We start from the raw sequence: 22,188 nt of genomic DNA on the forward strand, positions 1-22,188 counted from the left end.
CAGGGCTGATGGGCGCTTATATTCTCCGCCGTCTGCTTCTGATGATCCCGACGATTTTCGGCATCATGGCTATTTCCTTCGCTGTGGTTCAGTTCGCCCCCGGCGGTCCGGTCGAGCGTGTGATCGCGCAGCTTTCCGGCCAGGGCGGCGACGCCCTCGACCGCCTTTCGGGCGGTGGTGGTGATTTCGGGCAAAGTGCCGTCGATAGCGGCTCGGTCAATTCCAAATATCGCGGCGCGCAGGGGTTGGACCCGCAATTCATCGCCGATCTGGAAAAGCAGTTCGGTTTCGACAAGCCGCCGCTGGAACGTTTCGGCCAGATGCTGTGGAATTATATGCGCTTCGATTTCGGCCGCAGCTATTTCCGCGACATCAGCGTGATCGACCTCATCAAGGAAAAAATGCCGGTTTCGATCTCGCTCGGGCTTTGGCTGACTTTTCTGTCTTACATGATCTCGATTCCACTCGGCATTCGCAAGGCGATCAAGGACGGTTCACGCTTCGACACCTGGACCAGCGGCGTCATCATCGTCGGCTATGCCATTCCGAGCTTCCTGTTTGCGATCCTTTTGATCGTGCTGTTCGCAGGCGGTTCCTTCTTCGACTGGTTCCCGCTGCGCGGCCTCACCTCGCCCGATTTTGCGCAAATGACGTGGTTCGAGAAGATCAAGGATTATCTCTGGCATATGGTTCTGCCAGTGACAGCACTCGTACTTTCCGCCTTCGCAACGACGACGTTGTTGACCAAGAATTCGTTTCTGGAAGAAATTCGCAAGCAATATGTGACCACGGCCCGCGCCAAGGGATTGACCGAGAATCAGGTTCTCTATCGTCACGTCTTCCGCAATGCGATGCTGATTGTGATCGCCGGTTTTCCCGGCGCCTTCATCTCGGCTTTCTTCACCGGATCGCTTCTGATCGAAACCATCTTCTCGCTCGACGGGCTTGGCCTGCTGGGCTACCAGTCGGTCATCAACCGCGATTATCCGGTGGTCTTCGCCAATCTCTTCATTTTCTCCCTGATCGGCCTTTTGGTCGGCCTTTTATCCGATCTCACCTATACATGGATCGATCCGCGCATCGACTTTGACCGGAGGGACGTGTGATGACCGACACCACGCTTCCCCCTGCCGCGCAACCGGTAAAGCGCCCATGGCTGTCGCCCCTCAACAAGCGCCGCTGGCAGAACTTCAAGGCCAACAAGCGCGGTTACTGGTCGCTGTGGCTTTTCCTGTTCCTGCTCATCGCAGCACTTTGCGCCGAATTCATCGCCAATGACCGGCCCATCCTCGTTTCCTACAAGGGCGAGCTGCTGATGCCAGTTTTTGTCGATTATCCGGAAGAAAAATTCGGTGGTTTTTATGCCGTCACCGATTACCGCGATCCGATCATACAGGAAGAGATCGCCAATAATGGCTGGGCTATCTGGCCGCCGATCCGCTATTCCTACAACACCGTGAACAACGAGATACCCGAGGCCGCGCCATCGAAGCCGTTCTGGCTCTATTCGGCGGAAGAACGCTGCCAGCGTTATCCGCAGGGTGTGAGCGATCCCAATTGCCGCTTCGGCAATTTCAATCTGCTCGGCACCGACGATCAGGCGCGCGATGTCTTTGCGCGTGCTCTCTACGGCTTCCGTATTTCGGTGCTGTTCGGCCTGATTCTCACCTTCTTCTCGGCCATTATCGGCGTGACGGCAGGCGCGGTTCAGGGCTATTTCGGCGGCTGGGTCGATCTTCTGTTCCAGCGCTTCATCGAAATCTGGTCCTCAATCCCGGTTCTCTACCTGTTGCTGATTATCGCGGCGATATTGCCGCCCGGCTTCTGGGTGCTTCTGGGCATCATGCTGTTATTCTCATGGGTGGCTTTCGTCGGCGTCGTGCGCGCGGAATTTTTGCGAGCGCGAAACTTCGAATATGTGAATGCGGCGCGTGCGCTCGGCGTGAAGAATGGCACCATCATGTGGCGGCACCTGTTGCCCAATGCCATGGTCGCGACACTTACCTTCCTGCCCTTCATCCTGAACGGCTCGATCACCACGCTCACCTCGCTCGACTTCCTCGGTTTCGGTCTGCCGCCCGGATCGGCTTCGCTCGGCGAACTGCTCGCCCAGGGCAAGAACAACCTGCAGGCGCCATGGCTCGGCATCACAGGCTTCGCAGTCATCTCGCTGATGCTGTCGCTTCTGATCTTTATCGGTGAGGCAACGCGCGATGCCTTCGATCCGCGAAAGGCATTTCAATGAGCGGCGGACCGATGAACCAATTGGGGAATAAAGCCCTGCTGTCCGTCCGCGACCTGTCCGTGGCATTCCGCCAGAATGGCGAAGAACGCATCTCGGTCGACCGCATTTCCTTCGACATTGCCGAAGGCGAAACGGTAGCGCTCGTCGGCGAATCGGGATCGGGCAAATCCGTCTCGGCGCTATCCATCCTCAAGCTGCTGCCCTATCCGTCCGCAAGCCATCCTTCCGGGGAAATTCTTTTCAACGGCAAGGACCTCATGAAGGCTTCGGAGCCGGAACTGCGCCATGTGCGCGGCAACGACATTACGATGATCTTTCAGGAGCCGATGACATCGCTCAATCCGCTGCATAGCGTGGAGCGGCAGATCGGTGAAATCCTGAAAATGCATCAGGGCATGGGCGAGCAAGCGGCACGCGCGCGGACGCTGGAACTTTTGAACGAAGTCGGCATTCGTGACCCGGAAAAGCGCTTATCGGCGTTCCCGCACCAGCTTTCCGGCGGACAGCGCCAGCGCGTCATGATCGCCATGGCGCTTGCCAACAAGCCGAAACTGCTGATTGCCGACGAGCCGACCACCGCGCTCGACGTCACCGTGCAGGCGCAAATCCTGAAGCTGCTGGCCGAGCTTAAAGCCGCACAGGGCATGTCGATGCTCTTCATCACCCACGACCTCGGCATTGTGCGCAAGATCGCCGACAAGGTCTGCGTGATGAGCAAGGGCAAGATCGTCGAGGCTGGGCCAACCAGGGAAATCTTCGACAATCCACAGCACCCTTATACCAAGCACTTGCTTGCAGCCGAACCGAAGGGTGAGCCGCCCGCAGCCGATCCCGCAGCCAAGACGGTGATGGAAGGCAAGGATATCCGCGTCTGGTTCCCGATCAAAAAAGGCTTCATGCGCAAGACCGTGGACCATGTGAAGGCGGTGGATGGCATCGACGTAAACTTACGTGCCGGCCAGACGCTCGGCGTCGTCGGCGAATCAGGTTCCGGCAAGACGACGCTTGGCCTGGCACTTTCGCGCATGATCTCATCCAAGGGCGAGATCAGGTTCGATGGGCGCGACATTGCCAAGTTCAGCTTCAAGGATATGCGCCCGCTGCGCCGCGAGATGCAGATCGTCTTTCAGGACCCGTTCGGCTCGCTTTCCCCGCGCATGACCATCGCGGACATCATCGCCGAGGGGCTTCTGGTGCATGAGCCGAAACTGTCGGCAGACGATCGCGATGCGCGTGTCGTTGCCGCACTCAACGAGGTCAATCTCGACCCGGAAAGCCGCTTCCGCTATCCGCATGAATTTTCCGGTGGTCAACGCCAGCGCATCGCCATTGCACGCGCCATGGTGCTGAACCCGAAATTCGTCATGCTGGACGAACCGACCTCCGCGCTCGACATGAGTGTCCAGGCGCAGGTGGTCGATCTGTTACGCGCATTGCAGAAGAAGCATGATCTCGCCTATCTTTTCATAAGCCACGATCTGAAAGTAGTGCGGGCACTGGCAAATGACGTGCTGGTGATGCGCAACGGCAAGGCGGTCGAATATGGCGCGGCGAAGGAAGTCTTCGCCAACCCGCAGACCGACTACACCAAGGCGTTGATGGCGGCAGCCTTCCATATGGAGGCAACGGAGGGAGGTATAAGACAATGAGTGGAACCAAGGGCAATATCCTTCTGGCGATCACCGACTGGGACCCGGAAATCTGGCTGAAGACATTTCTGGATCACGCGCCGGATCGTCCGGTGGTGACAAATCGAACGGAAAACGATCCTTCCATCCAATATGCGCTCGTCTGGAAGCAGAAGCCGGGCTCGCTTGAGAACCTGCCCAATCTGAAGGTCATCTTCTCGCTGGGCGCAGGCGTCGATCACGTCTTCCGCGATGATCGGATTCCCAATGTGCCACTAGTGCGCATCATTTCCGACGATCTCACCATGCGCATGACGGAATATGTCGTCTGGCAGGTGCTGGATCATCACCGCCTCGGACAGCGTTATCGCAAGCAGCAGCAGAATCATGTCTGGCACGAAGATCGTCGCCAGCCCGCCGCGCATGAAGTGACAGTCGGCATTATGGGCCTCGGCGTTCTGGGACGCGATGCAGCGGAAAAGCTGAAGTTGCTCGGCTTCAATGTCACCGGCTGGAGCCGTCGTCCACAAGAGATCGATGGTGTGCAGACCTATCACAGCAAGGACGGCTTTGGGAAATTCCTCAAGACTGCCGACATCTTCGTCTGTCTGCTGCCGCTGACGCCCGACACAAAGGGCATCCTCTCCATGTCGATGTTCGCGCAATTGAAGAGCGACGGGCCGCTCGGCGCGCCGGTGCTGATCAATGCCGGACGCGGCGGTCTGCAGAACGAAGCGGATATTCTGGCCGCGCTCGATCGCGGGCTTCTTTCGGCAGCTTCGCTCGACGTGTTCACGCAGGAACCGTTACCGACCAGCAGCCCTCTCTGGGATCATCCGCGCGTGACGATCACTCCGCACGCGGCGGCAAGCTCATCGGCAACCGCTCTTGTGCCGCAGATCATCCGGCAGATTGAAGCCTTCGAGCGCGACGGAACGCTGGAGCATGTCGTGGATCGCAATACGCAGTATTAAGCAGCAATCCCAATCGTCCCATCCTCACCGACCATCACCCGATGGCCGGTGAGTTGCTTTTGAGCCTCCCGGTCGAGTTCAATAGCGATAGGCACATCATGCCCCATTTCGCGAGCCACGATGAGGCCAAGGAGCAGGATCGCATCCGGCTCATGCAGGACGATGGCTGCAGGCGCATGACCGCTATGGACAAGCTCCAGAAGCACCGCTGCTGCCGATGACGACCCGATAGTTCCGGGCAGGCACAGAACCCGCCCGGCAATGCTTTGCCCGTGTTCCGGGTGACGTACATCGGCAATGCGCCCGCTTTTCGGATCGACACCGCCCCAGAAGCTGATCGGCGCAGAGAGAACCAATGCCTCAGCATCGGCCTCCTTGCCTGCAACGAGTACGGAACTTTCCCCAATGCTCATGCCGCCTGTCTCCCGAAAACCGGCCTGCCCGCGACAGCGCTTTCCACGCACTCTTCCAGCGAGCCGTAAAGCACGCCATAGCCGGTATTACCGGGCGCATAATGCGCGAACTTTCCGGAATTGGTCATCAGGACGGCATCACCCTTGAGCGGCAAAATGGGTGTAACGACCACGCATGTGTCGGCGACAATGACGACGCCTGCTTTTTCAAGCGCCTGCCTGCGCCCGTCTTTCTCCAGCTCAACCAGTGCATGACGGCCGGTGCAGGCATAAAGCGGCACTGCGAGCTGGCGCTCCCCTATGGCTCGCTCCAGACGGTCGAATTCCGCTATCGAAAGATGCGGACTGCCAATGGCAACAGCATCGATATGATCCGCTCGCTCGACTGTCGAAAGACGCTTGCGCGTCGCCTCGATCATTTCCCGCGTGACGCGGATGACGCCTTCCGGCTTCTGGTGCTGCAAAGCTGTTTCAAGGTCGGGTGCCTCGGGCGTCACGCCCGCAATATGGAATAATCCGACTGCACCCACCGATGCCGAGGCCGCACCGAAAGCCTTGAGGTCGTCTTCATCGGGATGGACAGGACTGCCCGCAACGACACCAATATTCGTACCAACGCTGCGACCGAAGAGATTCCCGAGAATAGGCCAGGCGACTTCCGAAGACAGGAACGCCCGGTCCAACCCTGAAATATCGATCACCACGGTGGCGCGACGATTTTCGCTGCGATGCAGGCCATAATCAGGGGCGCGTCCAGCAATGGCGCAGGCGATATCCAGAAAATCGCCATAGCGATTGGTGCGTGCGCCCAGAACCGAATTGCAGAACACGACCGCATTGGATTCGCCCCATGCGACATCGGTTCCTTTTTCTGGCCTGTGTCCCGCCTGATAAGGCGCGCAGGTCCAGGTCGACTCGCAGCCGAGCTTGATGTAGGCGCGCATCATGCGCCTAGCCATATCCGCCTCGTGAGCCGGCAAAAGATTATGCGAACAGCCGGTCAGATCGATAGAACCGACATTGAGCGTGGCGCGCACCTTGACCTTTGCGCCGCCCCCTACAAGCTTCTCAGCAAAAAGCGTTCCGCTATCGCCGTGATAAAGCGCGCCGTCGATATGCGCCGATGCGACAGGGATAAGACGCGGCGCACCCATCAGTCTCGCAGTGTCGGCCACGATGCGCATCGCCATCGCAGCGCCTTCCCCCTGATTGCCGGCGGCTATCGACCGCTCTTCATCGGTTAATGCCAGTGCCATATTCAGCCCTTCTTGCGCGCCTTGTAGCGAATTGTTTCGAAGCGGACATTGAGCGCGTTATAGAGCAGCAGACGACCGACCAGCGGCTCGCCGATGCCGGTGATGAGCTTGATGACCTCCATCGCCTGCAGACTGCCGATCACACCCGGCAGGACGCCAAGCACACCGGCCTCAGCGCAGGTTGGCACAGTTCCGGGCGGCGGCGCTTCCGGAAAGAGATCGCGAAAGGACGGATTCTGTGTGCCATCCGGCCCGGTCGTATAGGGCATCAGCACGGTGACCGTGCCGTCGAAACGGCCCATCGCGCCAGCCACCAACGGGCGCCCAACTTTCGCGGCGGCATCGGCCAGAACATAGCGTGTGGCAAAATTGTCAGAACCATCCACCAGGACATCATAATTGCCGATCAACGCTTCAACGTTGTCGACATCCAGGCGAAGCTGGTGTCCTTCCACCTTCACATGCGGGTTAATGCGGGCAATGGTGGCAAGCGCGCTTTCCACCTTTGGCTTACCCACGCTTTCTGTGTCGTGAATGACCTGCCGCTGCAGATTCGACAGTGAAACCGTGTCGTCATCGACGATACCGAGCGTGCCGACACCGACAGCCGCCAGATATTGCAGCACAGGCGCGCCAAGACCACCTGCGCCGACGATCAGCACACGGGCAGCCTTCAGCTTCTGCTGGCCCGGACCGCCGATTTCCGGCAGCACGATATGACGCGCATAGCGTTCAAGTTCTTCGGACGAAAATGGTCTGGATGGTGCATTCATACCCACAAACATATGCCTCTCCCAAAGCGCTGTCAGCGGATATTTTGCCTCATGGTACGATCTTTCGAATGAAACCTGTCAGATCAGGCGTCGGACAGTCTGGTGAGATGACCGGCTGAGACGTTGAAGAATTGCGCTTCCCCTTCAAGGGCTTCAAAAAGCGCGCGATCCGTGCCGGTCATGAAAGCCTGCCCGCCGAGCTCATCAAGGATACCGAAGAGCGCGGCGCGGCGTCCCGTATCGAGATGGGCGGCGATTTCATCAAGCAGGAGTATCGGAGCCATGCCGGAAAGCTCTGCCGTCAGTCGCGCATGGGCAAGCACCAGACCGATCAGCAACGCCTTTTGTTCACCTGTGGAACAAAGCGCGGCTGGCATGGCCTTGGGGCGATGCTGGACGATCAGGTCAGTGCGATGCGGGCCGTCGAGTGTGCGGCCTGCCGCCCGGTCTCGCGCGCGGCCATCGCGCAGGGTACGGCGGAAATCCTCTTCGAGATCAAGCGCTGCCTCGACATTGATTCTCTGCTCCAGCGCCCCTTCCAGAAAGCAATCGGCCTTTGGAAACGGTCCTTCGGTGGGCAGCCGTTCGATCATGGCTGCGATCAGGCGCATGGCTTCGGCACGGGCAGCGGCGATGGCCGTGCCCAGTTCCGCCATCTGGCTTTCGATTGCATCCAGCCATTGATCGTCATTATTGCCATCGTTCAGCAAGCGGTTGCGGCTGCGCATCGCTTTTTCATAATCGAGCACGCGCTTGCCGTGGGCAGTATCGATGGCAAGCACCATACGGTCGAGAAAACGCCGGCGATCAGAAGCACCTCCGGTGAAAAGCCCATCCATCGACGGTACCACCCAGAGAATGCGCGCATAATCAAGCATATCGTCGCCGGAGGCCGCAATACCGTTGATGCGCACCTTGCGCCCGCCTTCGCCACCGCCTGCGGTGCCGGTCCCGATTTCAGCTTCACCATAGATCATGCAGTCGAGCGCGGCGTGGATCGCAAAACCGTCGAGCGAACTGGTGCGGGCAACATCGTCATAGGCGGCGCGACGCAGGCCGCGCCCCGGCGACAGAAAGGAAATTGCTTCGATCAGATTGGTCTTGCCGGAGCCGTTTTCGCCAGTCAGCACCACGTGGCCGGGGCCAAGCGGCAGCGACAGTTCCGCATAGTTGCGGAAATTCACAAGCTTAAGCCGCCGGATCGAAACACGATCCGGGCGGCTTTGATTAGGCTCAGGCGTATTCACTTTTCTCGTTCTTTAAACACGCATGGGCATCAGGACATAAAGGACGTCTTCATCGCCCGTGTCGCGCACCAGCGTCGGTGAACCGGCGTCGGCCAGCATGAAGACCGCATCGGAACCTGAAAGCTGGCTGGTGATGTCGAGCAGATATTTCGAGTTGAACCCGATATCGAGCGGATCGGCGTCATAGTCCGCCGCAAGCTCGTCGGTAGCGCTGCCGGAATCGGGATTGTTGACGGTGAGCGTCAGCTGGCCATCGGCAATCGAAAGCTTGACCGCGCGGCCACGTTCGCTCGAAATGGTCGAGACGCGATCCACGGAGGCTGCAAATTCCTGACGACCGATGGTGAGCTTCTTGTCGTTGCCCGACGGAATCACACGCTGGTAATCGGGGAAGGTGCCGTCGATCAGTTTCGAGGTAAGAACCACCGATCCGACCGTAAAGCGAATCTTGGCATCAGACAGCTCCACCGTGACGACTACATCCGGCACATCGACCAGCTTCTGCAGCTCGGCAACCGTCTTGCGCGGGATGATGATGCCCGGCATGCCTTCCGTGCCGGACGGTGCTTCAAGTTCGGCACGCGCAAGACGATGACCGTCGGTCGCGACAGCGCGCAGCTTCAAAGCACCGTCGTTTTCGATGGCATGGAAGAAAATACCGTTGAGATAATAGCGGGTTTCTTCCGTCGAAATTGCGAACTGCGTGCGGTCGATGAGACGCTTCAGCGCCTGCGCCTCTATCCGGAAGGAATGGGTGAATGCACCTGCGGTCAATTCGGGGAAATCAGACTGCGGGAGGCACTGCAGGCGGAAGGACGACTTACCCGAAATGACCGACATGGAGCCGCCGTCCGGGTTGGTCGACAGCATGACTTCAGCGCCATCCGGCAGCTTGCGGACGATGTCGTAGAGAAGATGCGCCGGAACCGTCGTGGCACCCGCCTGTTCCACCATGGCGGCCGTCGCTTCATTGACTTCGAGATCAAGGTCGGTCGCCTTGAGTGCGAGGCTTGCGCCCTCGGCCTGCAAAAGCACGTTCGACAGAATCGGTATCGTGTTGCGGCGCTCCACGACACGGTGGACGTGGTTGAGAGATTTGAGAAGGTTCGATCGCTCTAGGGTAACACGCATGTTCAAACGCACTCGCTCGCTGGGACAGGGCAACTGCATCTGACGGGCAGGCAGGCGGCCCCTGTCGATAAGGCGCCGAGGCGCCAGAAGGTCCGTTAAAGTGGCAGATTTTTAAGGAGAAAAGCAAGCCCGGGCCATGTCGGAAAGCGACAGGACCCGGGCTTTTTGTTGATAACCGCCATTGATAGCGGGGAAGCTTCTGTAATCAGGCAGCCTGATCGTTGATGAGGCGCTTCAGAAGCTCAAGTTCCTGGGCCAGCTTGGTGTCGGCACCGACCAGGTCTTCGATCTTGCGCACGGCATGAAGAACCGTGGTGTGATCGCGTCCGCCGAAGCGGCGACCGATTTCCGGCAAGGAGCGCGGCGTCATCATCTTGGCAAGATACATCGCCACCTGACGCGGCTTCACGATGGTGCGCGTGCGGCGGTTCGACAGCAGGTCCTGCTTCGAGACATTGTAATGACGCGCCACGATGCGCTGGATTTCCTCGATGCGGATGCGCTTTGGTTCGCCGACACGGGTCAGATGCCCCAGCAACTCGTCAACCCGATCAATGGAAATATTCGGTTCGAAAGACTGGCGGAACAGAAGCTGGTTGAAAGCGCCTTCCAGCTCGCGGCCCGATCCGGTGACAGTGCGGGCAACGTGAGAGAGAATCTCTTCGCCAATATTGAGGCTCGAATCTTCTGCCTGCGCCACGGCGAGACGGCGGCGCAACATCTCGACCCGCATGTCGTAATCTGGAGCCGCTACTTCGAGGGCAACGCCCCCCTGAAGACGTGAACGAACACGTACATCGAGCGATTCCAGTTCGGAAGGTGCACGGTCGGCAGCAACCACAACCTGCTTGGCGCTATCGAGCAGCGTATTCAGGAGATGACAGAACTCGTGCTGGATCGACTTGCCTTGCAGGAACTGCATGTCGTCGATCACGAGAAGATCGATATCGCGCAGCTGTTCCTTGAAGGAGAGCGCATTATTGTCGCGGATCGCAGTGGCGAAGCGCCACATGAAATACTCGGCCGTCAGATAGACAACGCGGGCCTTTTCCTGACGCTGGAGCGCGGCGGCGGCGATTGCCTGCAGAAGGTGCGTCTTACCGAGACCGACGGAAGCATGGATGAAAAGCGGATTGAAACGGACCGCACTGGAGCCGGCTTCCGCAATAGTGCGGGCGGCAGCAAGCGCCACGCGATTCGATGCGCCATCGACAAAGCTGTCAAACGTATAGCGCGGGTCGAGCGGAGACCCCAGGACCGATCCCGAAGCCGCTGCCGATTCTGCAACCACTGCGGAACCGCGCTTATCGCCCAGCGACTGACCGCCGAAGGACTGTCCAAGCGGGAACACCGTTTTTTCGCGCGGAGCGACGGCAGGCTTGGTTTCAGCGGCTTCGCAGGTTTCGACGGGAGCGGCGCTGCGCACCACGCGGCTTACGCCACGAACCACAACTTCAACCTTCAGAATCTGCGGGTTTTCTTCCTGCCACAGCTCGGTCAGAAGTTCGGAATAGTGATTGTTGATCCAGGAACGCAGAAACGCCGTCGGAACCGACAGGCGGACAATGCTCTTGGAGATGTCGTCGAGCTTCAGACGACCAAACCAGCTGGAATAAATCTCGGTGCCGACGCGGGCTTTCAGCTTTGCCGTAAGGCGCTCGAAAACCTCATCACCTGCATTGCCGTTCAACTCGACCAGGCTCTTGTCATTTCCGGTAGCAGAAGATCCATGGATACGGTTTGCATGTGCATCATCACCCATCGTTGCCGTCGATTTGCCGGTCATCATTGCCATCGTCTCGCCTGCCTTCACATTCGTACGCGCCGTTTTTTGGCGCTTGTCATTTTTTCCTGTCCGAACCGCAGACTTATCGTCTGTCTGGCACGGCAGGTACTCACTCACAAAGCCCGGCTCTGCAGCCCTTGGCCAAACACAAACTCAAACAGTCCCATGAGGACCCACACCCGGATACTCCTTCCCGGCGACCTTTTTACGACTCACAACACTTTTACCGGAGGCTGATTGCCCGGAAAGAAATCCGCCACAACCATTCAATTGTCGGGGACATGCCTAAAACGGCATTCCGGTTAATGAACGGTAAGCAAACAACCATGAGGAACAGGACCTTACGACCAGAATACCACACCCGCAGGCTATGATGCCCACGCCAACAAACTCTCTATTTGATGCTAACTCCGGGCCGGTGGCCCACCCTCTTATGCCCTGACTTTAGCGAAGCCCCGCTGCAAAGGGCAAGCCTCAGAAAGCCACATTTTTTTACCTAGAGCCCTTGCAGAGATATTTGGCCAAAGTAGGGAATCGGACGCCAGCGAAATAACACCTTTGGATTCAATGCGTTTTCATAGGACAATTTTTAGGTGATCCTGATATGTTCTGCTTAAAAATAAATTTAAAAATATTCCTTGACTCAATCACCCTTCCGAGTCCCTAAACCTGCCTGTGGATAATGGTGGATAAAAATATACAACCATTTGAAAATACTAATTAAATCACCAGATGTGAAATAAGCCGCCCTGCAAGATATTCCAACTAGGCATTGAAAAATCTCTACAATTCAAGGTGGAGCGAGAGAACGTCGGTTTTCTGAAAAGCGTTCAAAAAAGAAAACCCGGCTAACAATGAGCCGGGTTTCGAAACTGATCCATAAGAATGGACGACTATTTAGGCGTTGAGAGCCTTAACGCGCTGGGCAAGGCGAGACACCTTACGCGAAGCGGTATTCTTGTGCATCACGCCCTTGGAAGCAGCGCGCATCAGTTCAGGCTCAGCAGCCTTGAACGCGACTTCTGCGGCCTGCTTGTCGCCGCTCAGCAGAGCGTCTTCCAGCTTGCGCACGAAGGTGCGAACGCGCGAACGGCGGGACTTATTGATTTCGGTGCGGGCAGCGATCTTGCGCACTGCCTTCTTGGCCGAAGGAGTATTGGCCATTAATGCCTCTCTTTTTTCTGTCAGCTAGCCAGGGGCAAAAACCGCCGGGCACAAAACCTCTAGGGCAGCCGAGAAAATCCCTTGAAGATCCCTGGGGGCCGCCGATCCGTGGCGGGCTTATAGATCAGCTTTGGCGCGGCGTCAACGTGGATTCTGCCCCAAAGCGCGATCAAAAAGCCGCAAACCGGGCCCGAAAGCCCGTCAAAAGCAACGTGAAGGCTTCCGGACAGCTCTTGTCGGGGCAGTCTTTGGACCGTCAGCCGACCAATCAGCGATTCTTGAACGATGGCGTGCGCTTGTCGATGAAGGCTGCCATGCCTTCTTTCTGGTCCTCCGTTGCAAACAGAGAATGGAACTGACGACGTTCAAAACGAAGCCCCTCGCTCAGCGTCATTTCATAGGTGCGGTTGACCGCTTCCTTGACCATCAGCACCGACGGACGCGAGAAAGATGCAATGCGTTCGGCGGCCTTCAGTGCTTCTTCCAGAAGCTCTTCCGGCGCAACGACCCGAGAGACGAGACCGCTGCGTTCGGCTTCCGCCGCATCCATCATGCGCCCGGTCAGGCACATATCCATCGCCTTGGACTTGCCGACATAGCGCGTGAGGCGCTGCGAACCGCCCATGCCGGGCATGACGCCGAGCGTGATTTCCGGCTGGCCGAATTTTGCATTGCTGCCCGCGATGATGAAATCGCACATCATGGCCAGCTCGCAGCCGCCACCGAGCGCATAGCCCGAGACCGCCGCGATGATCGGCTTGCGAACACGATCCACCTTCTGCCAGTCGGCGAACATATCCTGAAGATAGGCATCCACGAAATCGATCGGTTGCATCTCCTTGATGTCGGCACCGGCGGCAAAGGCCTTTTCGGAGCCGGTCAGAACAATCGCGCCGATCTTGCCGTCCATATCGAAAGCGCCGAGCGCCTCCGTCAGTTCGTCGAGCACCTTGCGATTCAGGGCATTGAGCGCCTGCGGACGGTTGAGGCGGATGAGGCCGACGCCGCCACGTGTTTCAACGATGATCGTTTCATAGGCCATGGATTTGAACTCCTCCTTCAACGGCTGGCTGCAGGTCTTTTGCCGCGCATCTTATCCGAAAACCGCTTCCCACTTTTCGGGACGCGCTCCAGAGCATTTCCGGCAAAGTGCGAAGCGGCTTTGCGTTGGATAATGCGTGAAAACAAATAGATAGAGCGGTTCCGACGATTCCATCTAAACCAGAACCGCGCTATTGGCGGGCAAAGTGGACCGGCAGGGCTTCTTTTTCAAGGCCTCATTGCTGGCAGGAAGCACAGAAAAAAGTCGAACGTCCTGACTGTACCGCGCGCTCGACAATGCCGTTGCAGGCAGGATTTCTGCATGGTTCCCCCTCGCGCCCATAGACAGAGAATGAATGCTGGAAATAGCCGAGCGCACCGTCCGCCTGGATATAATCCTTCAGAGTTGAACCGCCTGCGGCAATGGCTTCCGCAATCACCATGCGGATATCGGAGGCCAGTTGCTCCATGATTGCTGCGTCCTGTGCAATAGACCCCGCGGAACGCATCGGCGACAGATGACTGCGCCAGAGCGCTTCACAGACATAAATGTTGCCTAGACCGGCGATCAGCCGCTGATCGAGCAGCGCTGCCTTGAGCGGCGCTTTGCGGCCGGTAAAGAGTTCCGCCAGCACAGTGCCTGAAAGCAGATTGCCTGTCGGCTCGATGCCGAGGCTTGCCAGAAACGGATGGGTATCCAGCGTGCCTTCCTCGGCAAAGAGCATGAAGCCGAAACGGCGTGGATCGTTGTAGATCACGCGGGCAGGAGCGCCATCGGCGCGCAGGAGATGAAACACGACATGATCATGCGCACTCAGCTTGGAACGCTCATGATGGAATTCGCCGGGCATGCCGCCGCAGTTATCGGTTTCGATGCGAAACGATCCCGACATCCCGAGATGGCTGATGACCGATAGGCCGTCATTGAGATGCATCGTGAGATATTTCGCGCGACGTCCAAGCGCTGCGATACGTCGACCGGAAAGACGTTCGACAAATCGGTCGGGAAAGGGAAAGCGCAGGTCCGGGCGACGCTGTTCGATCCGCTCGACGGTCGCGCCCTCCATGACAGGCTGCAGACCGCGTCGAACCGTCTCGACCTCTGGTAATTCGGGCATTGAAAACTGATCCTGAACAAGAGCCATGTATTGGCTTTGCCCTTATATGTTCAGTTTTGCCCGCGATGCCAAGAGCTCAGCAATTGGTACAGGGAATCGTGTTCGTATAGCGTGGCGCCAAATAATAGGTTTCGCTCATCGGAATGCTCGTGGAAATCCATGCATTGAGCGGCTTGTAGTCGAGCTCGACATCGACTTTGATGAAATAGGATCCCTCAACCAGGAGACTTGCCGGAAAATTGCTGGCAACACCTTTTTCTGCCGCAAAATCCGCAATATTGGCATAGGACCAATCCACCTTCGGCTCCAGGTTGTTGGCATTCTCCGTTCCGTCGATCCTGATTGCCGTGATCCTAATCTTCGGGTCGCTCCGGCCATAGGGCAGAAGCGAAGCGCGACCGATATTGAACATGTCGTCCAGGTCATTCTTCGTGACCGACAATTGGCGGGCAACCAGATCGGCAAGGACGCTGGCCGAGCGCGACACTTTCTTGTTCGTGTCCATCCCATCGGCAAGATCGACGGAGCCTAGATAAAGCAGAAGCAGGAGGGGCGCGATGAGCGCGAATTCAACCGCTCCCAAGCCACGCCGGTCACTCAGAAATTTTCGAAGATAATTACACATGACACTTAATCGCTCTGGTGATCGCCCTGGAGCGCATCCCGAAAAGTATGAAACGCTCTTCGGAGGCGCGTCGGTTGTTTCAGTTCGGAAAAGGCTCGTTCTGCCAGGTAAGCGTTGCAAAAAGAGGCATCGTGCCGCCCGCCGCATGGGGGCTTTTAACCAGATAAAGAATGTTCGTCAGCACGGGCCAGGCATAAACGACATTGAGCTGGTTGATCGTGGACGTTCCACTCTTCCCGGTAATGCCTGCCCACGTCAGCCTACCCGCTTCATCAAGAAGCCCGTCCGTCGGAACCTTGTCGAACCCTTCATAGGTTCCAAGGTTGAACGAAAGATTGGGACAGCCCGCAGCGACCATGAACTGCATCTGCTGGCAGAGTTCGGTGCGCAGGGCTTCCACGCTGATCGGGACGTCTCCGATCTTGCCCGTCATCTGCAACTTGCGCGCCACGGTCTCCGTCGCGTTGGATATGACCTGACGCGCCGCGAAACTCACGCCGACCTCGATCGTCGCAAAGATGATAATGAAAAACGGAACGATGAGCAGCGCGAATTCAACCGCCACCGCGCCATTTGGCGCATTGGTGAAACGGCGCAAATTCGCACTCACCCGCGCAAGGTGACGCGCAAAAATCCCCCAGATCATAACCCCACCCAATTCTACCTGAACTCGATAGGGCGTATCGTTACAACAGGACAACCTGAAAGAGTATTAACGGAAAGGGTGGCTTACGACTGAATACTGTTATTTGTCGTCAAAACCGTTCTTTGTCGAAGCCTTTTCACAATAGGGCGTGCAGGACAGCGTTTGCACTTCAGCCTGACGATAAATCCGCGTCGTTCCGCGTGTATTGCGGGAAACCACCAGTTCGCGGTCGAGGATTGGTTCGCCCTGTTTATCCATGACGACAATATTGGTGACGCCGAAATCCTTGCCGGTCAGAACGATGGTCTGTGCATCCTGAACAACCGCATCGGCAATCGACGGGTTCCCGATCACGACGCTGTCGGCAGGACGCGCCAGCCGCAAGATGCGCGCCTGGCTGGTTTCAAGGGCTATATATTCTTCCGCAGACGCAGGTGCTGCAGCAAAGACTGCGACGAACGCAACGCCTATGGCGGGCACTATGCCGAAGCCACCCAAAGAAAACAAACGACGCGCCACGCGACATTCCCCCGCTGTACCGCCGATAGATGCGGCCCCATCAATATAATGAGCAAAGAATGAACGGGATTGGTGAAGGAAGAATTAAGTCGCTACCGTTCCGTGCAGATCGCGCCCGCAATTCGCCAAGGATTAACCAATCGCGCGATTGTCGCACACCGGAAAGCGCCGAAACGCTTCATTAACCCTGATTGTTAAGAGGACCACAATTCCTCTCCCCTATGCTTGAGCACATCCGAATTTAAAGCGCATTCCAAAACCAGCGCGATCGGAACAGCGAGGAGCATGTGATGCCGACATTGATGACGCGTTTCATGAAGAACAGGGCCGGTTCGACGGCAATCGAATATGCGCTGATCGGCACGCTAGTTTCCATCATGATCATCAGCGGCGTCGCGCTTGTGGCCGGCAATGTCGGCGAAAAATTCAACGATACGGCCATACAGTTCGAACAGGCGACGAACCGCTAATCACTATAGCGTAATTTCGTGCAAACAGTGGCCCAATAATGGGATGACAGGCGACGCGGGGGCATCGGCGATGACAGCAGCAGCCATGACGGCAATCTTCGCCCTGGCAATGGTGACCGCCATGATCACCGACCTGACGTCGATGACGATCCGTAACCGCGTTTCCGTCGGACTGGCACTTGGCTTCGTCCTGTTCGCCCCGTTCCTGGGGTTCTCCCTTTCCGACTATGCCTGGCATCTGGGTATCGGCGGTATCACGCTGATTATCACCTTTTCGCTTTTCTGCCTTCGCGCCATGGGTGGCGGCGATGCCAAGCTCATTGCCGCGACGGCCTTGTGGTTCGGCCCGAATATCAGCCTCGTGGACTATCTTGTGATGGTTTCGATCCTCGGCGGCGTGCTGACACTCACGATCATTCTTTACAGGATGATCCCCCGCCCGCTACTCGCGAACCGCTATGTCTTCATGGGAACGCTTGCGCGCAAGGATGTGGGCATTCCCTACGGCATTGCCCTTGGCGCTGCCGGTCTCTGGACATTTCCACTGTCACCGGTCGGGGAAACAATGAAAACCTACATCGTGGGAGCACTTTAGCGCATCCAGAAAAGTGCGAACCGTTTTCGGATAAGATGCGCGACAAAACAATGAGATAGAGCACATTTATGTGCAACGCTCGCGTGTACTCCCAATCTTTCTTCATTCGAATAAGATTATATTAACCATAATTACACGATTCCCAGTGCAATTTTGGAACACGTCATCGAGACGTGGGGATTTGCGTGGGGCACATCATGAAATCAGCTCGACTGCTCATTTTAGGAGTGGCCGTTCTTGCGGCTGGTGGCGCTGGCTATATTGCCATGAATCTCGCCGCGCCGCCGCCGGCTCCAGTTGTCGTTGCGCCCGAAGCACCGCAGATGAAACTGGAAGATGTGCTGGTCGCCACCGAAAACCTTGGTGTCGGCGCAGAACTGACATCGCAGATGCGCTGGCAGCCCTGGCCTGCGGAAGCAATCAGCGAAGGCTATATCACCCGCGCGAGCGAACCCGATGCTATCAACCAGCTGAGCGGCGCCACCGTCCGATTGCAGTTCTTCACCGGCGAACCAATCCGCAAGACCAAGCTCATCGGTCCAGGCCAGAGCTTCATGTCTTCAATCCTGCCGCCCGGCATGCGCGCCGTCGCGACGCAGATCAATGCCGAAAGCTCGGCAGGCGGCTTCATTCTTCCCAATGATTTCGTCGATGTCATCATGACCCATCGGAAGCCGGACAATGGCGATAAATCGCTGACACCTTTTACCACGGAGACCGTGCTTCAGAACGTGCGGGTTCTCGCCATCGATCAGGCCATTCAGGAGGATGAGCAGGGCCGCAAGGTCATGGTCGGCCAGACAGCGACACTCGAAGTCACGCCGGAACAGGCCGAAATCATCACCGTCGCCCAACAGATGGCCGACCGCCTGACGTTGGCCCTCCGCTCGACACAGGATGTCGAGGACAAGGATATCAAGCAGGCCGACTATCTGGTCTCTTCACCGACCCGCAGCGGTACGGTCAAGATCATCAAGTCCGGCAGCGTTACAGAAATAGGACCGCGCTCATGAGAAAGATAAAACGCGTGCGCCCGTATTCCGCAAAAATCGCGCTTTTGACCAGCGCGCTTGGCGTCTTTTCACTGCCGCTTTCGGATATGTCCGCCATGGCAGCAGCTGGCATTGTCAAGGTTGGCAGCCAGCAGCGTTCGCAAACGATCAGGCTTGGCCTCAACAAATCGGTTGTTCTCGACCTTCCGCAGGACGCTTACGATGTTCTCGTCTCCAACCCGACAATTGCCGATGCGGTGACACGCACATCGCGGCGCATCTATCTTTTCGGCAAACAGGTCGGGCAGACAAATATTTTCGTTTTCGGTCCGAACGGTGAACAGGTTGCCTCCATCGATGTCGAAATTGAACGAGACGTGAGCGGGCTTGCCGCCCAGCTCAAACGTCTTATTCCCGGTTCCGATATTCGCGTCGAATTAATCAATGACAATGTGGTGCTGACAGGAACCGTACAGACTCCGCAGGATTCGGCGCAGGCTGCAAAACTTGCCGGTCTTTTCGTTTCTGGCGGCGAAGCCACAACCGGCCAGTTTACGACTACAGCATCAGCACCAACCGATGGTGGCGGCGTCGCCATCAACAATCCTGACCGGGGACGGCGTCAAAGTGCCATTGTCAATATGCTCACCATTGTCGGCGAAGACCAGGTGACGTTGAAAGTCACTGTCGCCGAGGTCAGCCGCTCGGTCATGAAGCAGCTTGGCGTCAATATGAGCGGCGGCGGTGTTTCGAACGGCATTTCCTATGGTGGAATTTCCGAGAGTATTGCCGGAGCTATCGGCAACAACCTGTCCGATACCGGATTCGGCCTCGCGACGAGCAATTTTTCCGCCTATCTGCGGGCGATGGAATCGGCAGGCGTGATGAAGACACTCGCCGAACCGACGCTGACGGCAATCTCCGGCGAAAAAGCGGCTTTCAATGTCGGCGGCGAATATAATGTCATCAACAGCGTCACCTATGACGATGACGGAAAACGCACCAATCAGCTGGCCAAAATCAATTACGGTATCGGTCTCGAATTCATGCCGACCGTGCTGGGGCCGGGACGCATCAGCCTGAAAATCAGAACCTCCGTCTCGGAACCGACGACCGAAGGTGCCGGCACGACCAACAAGATGGACGGCGTGGGCGCCAGTGTTCTGTCGCTGCGCAAGCGCGTCGCCGACACGACGGTCGAACTTCCGTCCGGCGGCTCCATGATGATTGGCGGCCTGATCCGCGATGAAGTGCGCCAGTCGGTTTCCGGTTTTCCGGGCCTGACCAAGATTCCGGTTCTCGGCGCGCTGTTCCGCAGCAAGGATTTCATCCGCAATGAATCCGAACTGGTGGTGATCGTGACGCCTTATCTGGCACGCCCTGTTGCCCGCCAGCAGCTTGCACGGCCTGATGACAATCTCAACCCGGCCAGCGATGGCGCGGGATACATCCTTGGCAAGGTCAATCGCGTTTACGGCACGATGGAAACCAAACTGCCGCCCGGTCGCTACAACGGCGTCGTCGGTTATATCTACAAGTGAGCGGGGACAGATCATGACAGTCAGAGGCTTTTGCAGGATTTCCGCCCGACCAGCGCTTGTCGCTCTGTCGCTGGCCCTTCTCGCGGGTTGCGCGAACCGCCAGCACGTCACTGTGGGTGCACTGCCGGACGATTATCGCACAAACCATCCGATCACGATTGCCGAGCGGGAGCAGGTCACCGATATTCCTGTCGCACAGGCTGACCAGAAGCTGAGCCCGATGCAACGCGGCATCGTTCAGGGTGCCATCGCCAATTATCGGCGCAGCGGTTCCGGCATGCTCTATGTCCTGGTGCCCTCGGGCGCATCCAATCAGGCTGCAGCCTACCGGCTGAGCACAGAGGTATCCGCCACACTGCGCCGCAGCGGTATCAAGGCGAACAATATCGCCATCGAAAACTATCCGGTCGAGAACCCGGAAGCGGCAGCGCCGATCCGCATCAGCTATTATGCGATGACGGCAGGCACGACGCCGTGCGGTCGCTGGCCGGACGATCTCGCCAGCACGCCTGAAAACAGGCACTACGCCAATTTCGGCTGCGCTTCGCAGAACAATCTTGCCGCTCAGATTGCCAATCCGGCCGATCTTCTGGGACCGCGCGTCATGTCGCCTATCGATTCGGACCGCACGACGGAGCGTCTCAACGGCGATCAGGGCTATGCGAAAATGTCACCGGCACAGACAGACAACTGGCAGGAAATCCGTAGCCAACAGGCCGAGTATTAAGAGGACGCCATGAGCAACTTCGCTTTCGAACCGGCGGAAGAAGAACAGGGCGTCGAGACGGGCCGCGCACCGATCATGCTTGAAAACGTGCGCCCAATTCCACGCATTTCAATCCAGGCCTTCTGCGTCAACGAAAGCGTCGCCATTCCAATCGAACGTGCAGGCGGCGACCGCCGCATGGCCAAAACCCATCTCAAGGTCATGATGGGCGGCATTGCAGCGGCAATCGAGTTCTATCAGACCGCTTCCACGCCCAATCTGATCATTGTCGAATCAGCTTCCGAACCCAATATGCTGCTGGAAGAACTGCAGCAATTGTCCGAGGTCTGCGATCCCGGATCGAAGGTTATGGTGATCGGCCACTCCAACGAGGTCTGGCTTTATCGCGAATTGCTACGCCGTGGCGTATCAGAATATATCGTCGCGCCGGTTTCGCTCGCTGATATTCTGGCCATTGTGTCCTCGATTTTTCTCGATCCCGGTGCGGAACCGCTGGGTCGTTCCATCGCCTTCATCGGTGCAAAAGGCGGTGTCGGCGCTTCGACCATCGCACACAATGTCGCCTGGTCGATTTCAGACTTGTTCCGGCACGATGTCGTGCTAGCAGACATGGACCTGCCTTTCGGCACGGCGAACATTAATTTCGATCAGGATCCGACGCTCGGCATTGCCGATGCCGTCTTTTCGCCGGAACGCATCGACGAAGTTTATCTCGACCGGCTGCTGGTGCAATATGGCGACCATCTGTCGATCCTCGCCGCCCCGTCCACGCTGGAGCGCACATTCGACTTCGGCGAGGACGCCTTTGCCGAACTGATCGATGTTGCGCAGCGCAGTTCTCCGCTGATCGTGCTGGATGTGGCGCATGGCTGGAGCGGATGGACGCGGACCACCCTGATGCGCGCAGATGAGATCGTGATCGTCGCGACACCCGATCTTGCCAATCTGCGCAATACGAAGAACCTTCTCGACACGCTGGCGCAACTGCGCCCGAACGATCTCAAACCGCATCTCGTCCTCAACCAGATGGGCATTCCCAAACGGCCGGAAATCGCGCTCGCCGATTTTTCCGAACCGCTTGGCATCGATCCCATAGCGACCATCGACTTCGATCCGCAGCTTTTCGGCAATGCGGCCAATAATGGCCGCATGCTGGCTGAAACCAATCCGGAAAGCCCGGTCGCCGAAGCCATCAGCCATATCGCGCATGTCGTCACCGGCAGGGCCGATGTGCAGCCGCGCAAGAAGAGCGGCATTTCGAGCCTTATCGGCAAATTTGCACGCAAGACCAGGTAAC

General features: G+C 57.5%; 22 protein-coding genes. 10 read left to right on the forward strand and 12 right to left on the reverse strand.

Features of this window, described 5'->3' with window-relative positions:
- Positions 1 to 8 precede the first annotated feature (8 nt).
- The 4 genes from JNC70_RS03285 to JNC70_RS03300 are packed head-to-tail and all read left to right on the forward strand — an operon-like array spanning position 9 to position 4,847.
- Complete coding sequence (locus tag JNC70_RS03285) at positions 9 to 1,106, forward strand: microcin C ABC transporter permease YejB (protein ID WP_104756615.1); 1,098 nt, start codon at positions 9 to 11, stop codon at positions 1,104 to 1,106.
- Positions 1,106 to 2,245, forward strand: a complete 1,140-nt coding sequence (locus JNC70_RS03290; protein ID WP_104756616.1) for an ABC transporter permease — start codon at positions 1,106 to 1,108, stop codon at positions 2,243 to 2,245. Before JNC70_RS03285 ends, JNC70_RS03290 begins: the two co-directional genes overlap by 1 nt.
- A complete protein-coding gene (locus JNC70_RS03295) occupies positions 2,242 to 3,894 on the forward strand; it encodes an ABC transporter ATP-binding protein (RefSeq protein ID WP_104756617.1) in 1,653 nt (550 codons plus the stop codon). Before JNC70_RS03290 ends, JNC70_RS03295 begins: the two co-directional genes overlap by 4 nt.
- Positions 3,891 to 4,847, forward strand: a complete 957-nt coding sequence (locus tag JNC70_RS03300; protein ID WP_104756618.1) for a 2-hydroxyacid dehydrogenase — start codon at positions 3,891 to 3,893, stop codon at positions 4,845 to 4,847. The genes JNC70_RS03295 and JNC70_RS03300 overlap by 4 nt, the downstream gene beginning before the upstream one ends.
- Here JNC70_RS03300 and JNC70_RS03305 read toward each other — a convergent pair.
- From JNC70_RS03305 to JNC70_RS03360, 12 genes are all read right to left on the reverse strand, one after another.
- Positions 4,844 to 5,260, reverse strand: coding sequence for an aconitase X swivel domain-containing protein (locus JNC70_RS03305; RefSeq protein ID WP_104756619.1), 417 nt, complete (start codon positions 5,258 to 5,260; stop codon positions 4,844 to 4,846). The two genes, JNC70_RS03300 and JNC70_RS03305, sit on opposite strands and share 4 nt — an antisense overlap.
- Positions 5,257 to 6,516, reverse strand: coding sequence for an aconitase X (locus JNC70_RS03310; protein WP_104756620.1), 1,260 nt, complete (start codon positions 6,514 to 6,516; stop codon positions 5,257 to 5,259). Before JNC70_RS03310 ends, JNC70_RS03305 begins: the two co-directional genes overlap by 4 nt.
- 2 nt (positions 6,517 to 6,518) lie before the next feature.
- Positions 6,519 to 7,301 carry a molybdopterin-synthase adenylyltransferase MoeB gene (locus JNC70_RS03315; protein WP_208623476.1) on the reverse strand — a complete coding sequence of 261 codons (783 nt, stop codon included), beginning with the start codon at positions 7,299 to 7,301 and terminating at the stop codon, positions 6,519 to 6,521.
- Between the two features lie 71 nt (positions 7,302 to 7,372).
- Positions 7,373 to 8,536, reverse strand: a complete 1,164-nt coding sequence (gene recF, locus JNC70_RS03320) for a DNA replication/repair protein RecF (RefSeq protein WP_104756621.1) — start codon at positions 8,534 to 8,536, stop codon at positions 7,373 to 7,375.
- Between the two features lie 12 nt (positions 8,537 to 8,548).
- Entirely contained in the window at positions 8,549 to 9,667 is a 1,119-nt protein-coding gene (dnaN, locus tag JNC70_RS03325; protein WP_104756622.1) for a DNA polymerase III subunit beta, read from the reverse strand.
- Between the two features lie 205 nt (positions 9,668 to 9,872).
- Positions 9,873 to 11,456, reverse strand: coding sequence for a chromosomal replication initiator protein DnaA (gene dnaA, locus JNC70_RS03330; RefSeq protein WP_104756623.1), 1,584 nt, complete (start codon positions 11,454 to 11,456; stop codon positions 9,873 to 9,875).
- 894 nt (positions 11,457 to 12,350) lie between these two features.
- Positions 12,351 to 12,617 (reverse strand): 30S ribosomal protein S20, encoded by a 267-nt coding sequence (gene rpsT, locus JNC70_RS03335; protein WP_010657809.1) that lies wholly within the window; start codon positions 12,615 to 12,617, stop codon positions 12,351 to 12,353.
- A gap of 268 nt (positions 12,618 to 12,885) precedes the next feature.
- Positions 12,886 to 13,659: an enoyl-CoA hydratase gene (locus JNC70_RS03340; protein WP_104756624.1), complete on the reverse strand. Its 774-nt coding sequence runs from the start codon at positions 13,657 to 13,659 to the stop codon at positions 12,886 to 12,888.
- A 235-nt stretch (positions 13,660 to 13,894) separates the two neighbouring features.
- Positions 13,895 to 14,776 (reverse strand): bifunctional DNA-formamidopyrimidine glycosylase/DNA-(apurinic or apyrimidinic site) lyase, encoded by an 882-nt coding sequence (gene mutM, locus JNC70_RS03345; protein WP_104756653.1) that lies wholly within the window; start codon positions 14,774 to 14,776, stop codon positions 13,895 to 13,897.
- A 76-nt stretch (positions 14,777 to 14,852) separates the two neighbouring features.
- Positions 14,853 to 15,401 (reverse strand): TadE/TadG family type IV pilus assembly protein, encoded by a 549-nt coding sequence (locus JNC70_RS03350; RefSeq protein ID WP_104756625.1) that lies wholly within the window; start codon positions 15,399 to 15,401, stop codon positions 14,853 to 14,855.
- A gap of 79 nt (positions 15,402 to 15,480) precedes the next feature.
- Positions 15,481 to 16,047, reverse strand: a complete 567-nt coding sequence (locus tag JNC70_RS03355) for a TadE/TadG family type IV pilus assembly protein (RefSeq protein WP_104756626.1) — start codon at positions 16,045 to 16,047, stop codon at positions 15,481 to 15,483.
- Between the two features lie 99 nt (positions 16,048 to 16,146).
- Positions 16,147 to 16,566, reverse strand: coding sequence for a pilus assembly protein N-terminal domain-containing protein (locus JNC70_RS03360; RefSeq protein WP_104756627.1), 420 nt, complete (start codon positions 16,564 to 16,566; stop codon positions 16,147 to 16,149).
- A gap of 290 nt (positions 16,567 to 16,856) precedes the next feature.
- Between JNC70_RS03360 and JNC70_RS03365 the strand changes: the two genes are divergently transcribed.
- The 6 genes from JNC70_RS03365 (at position 16,857) to JNC70_RS03390 (ending at position 22,187) form a co-directional block, all read left to right on the forward strand.
- Positions 16,857 to 17,036: a Flp family type IVb pilin gene (locus tag JNC70_RS03365; RefSeq protein ID WP_010657803.1), complete on the forward strand. Its 180-nt coding sequence runs from the start codon at positions 16,857 to 16,859 to the stop codon at positions 17,034 to 17,036.
- 70 nt (positions 17,037 to 17,106) lie between these two features.
- Complete coding sequence (locus JNC70_RS03370) at positions 17,107 to 17,631, forward strand: A24 family peptidase (protein WP_245414782.1); 525 nt, start codon at positions 17,107 to 17,109, stop codon at positions 17,629 to 17,631.
- Between the two features lie 197 nt (positions 17,632 to 17,828).
- Entirely contained in the window at positions 17,829 to 18,644 is an 816-nt protein-coding gene (cpaB, locus tag JNC70_RS03375) for a Flp pilus assembly protein CpaB (protein WP_104756629.1), read from the forward strand.
- Positions 18,641 to 20,164, forward strand: coding sequence for a type II and III secretion system protein family protein (locus tag JNC70_RS03380; protein WP_104756630.1), 1,524 nt, complete (start codon positions 18,641 to 18,643; stop codon positions 20,162 to 20,164). The genes cpaB and JNC70_RS03380 overlap by 4 nt, the downstream gene beginning before the upstream one ends.
- A 13-nt stretch (positions 20,165 to 20,177) precedes the next feature.
- Positions 20,178 to 20,891, forward strand: a complete 714-nt coding sequence (locus JNC70_RS03385; protein WP_104756631.1) for a CpaD family pilus assembly protein — start codon at positions 20,178 to 20,180, stop codon at positions 20,889 to 20,891.
- 9 nt (positions 20,892 to 20,900) lie between these two features.
- Positions 20,901 to 22,187 (forward strand): CpaE/TadZ family protein, encoded by a 1,287-nt coding sequence (locus JNC70_RS03390; protein ID WP_104756632.1) that lies wholly within the window; start codon positions 20,901 to 20,903, stop codon positions 22,185 to 22,187.
- Position 22,188 lies beyond the last annotated feature (1 nt).

This window comes from Brucella oryzae, from assembly GCF_041929965.1.
GTDB lineage: Bacteria > Pseudomonadota > Alphaproteobacteria > Rhizobiales > Rhizobiaceae > Brucella > Brucella oryzae.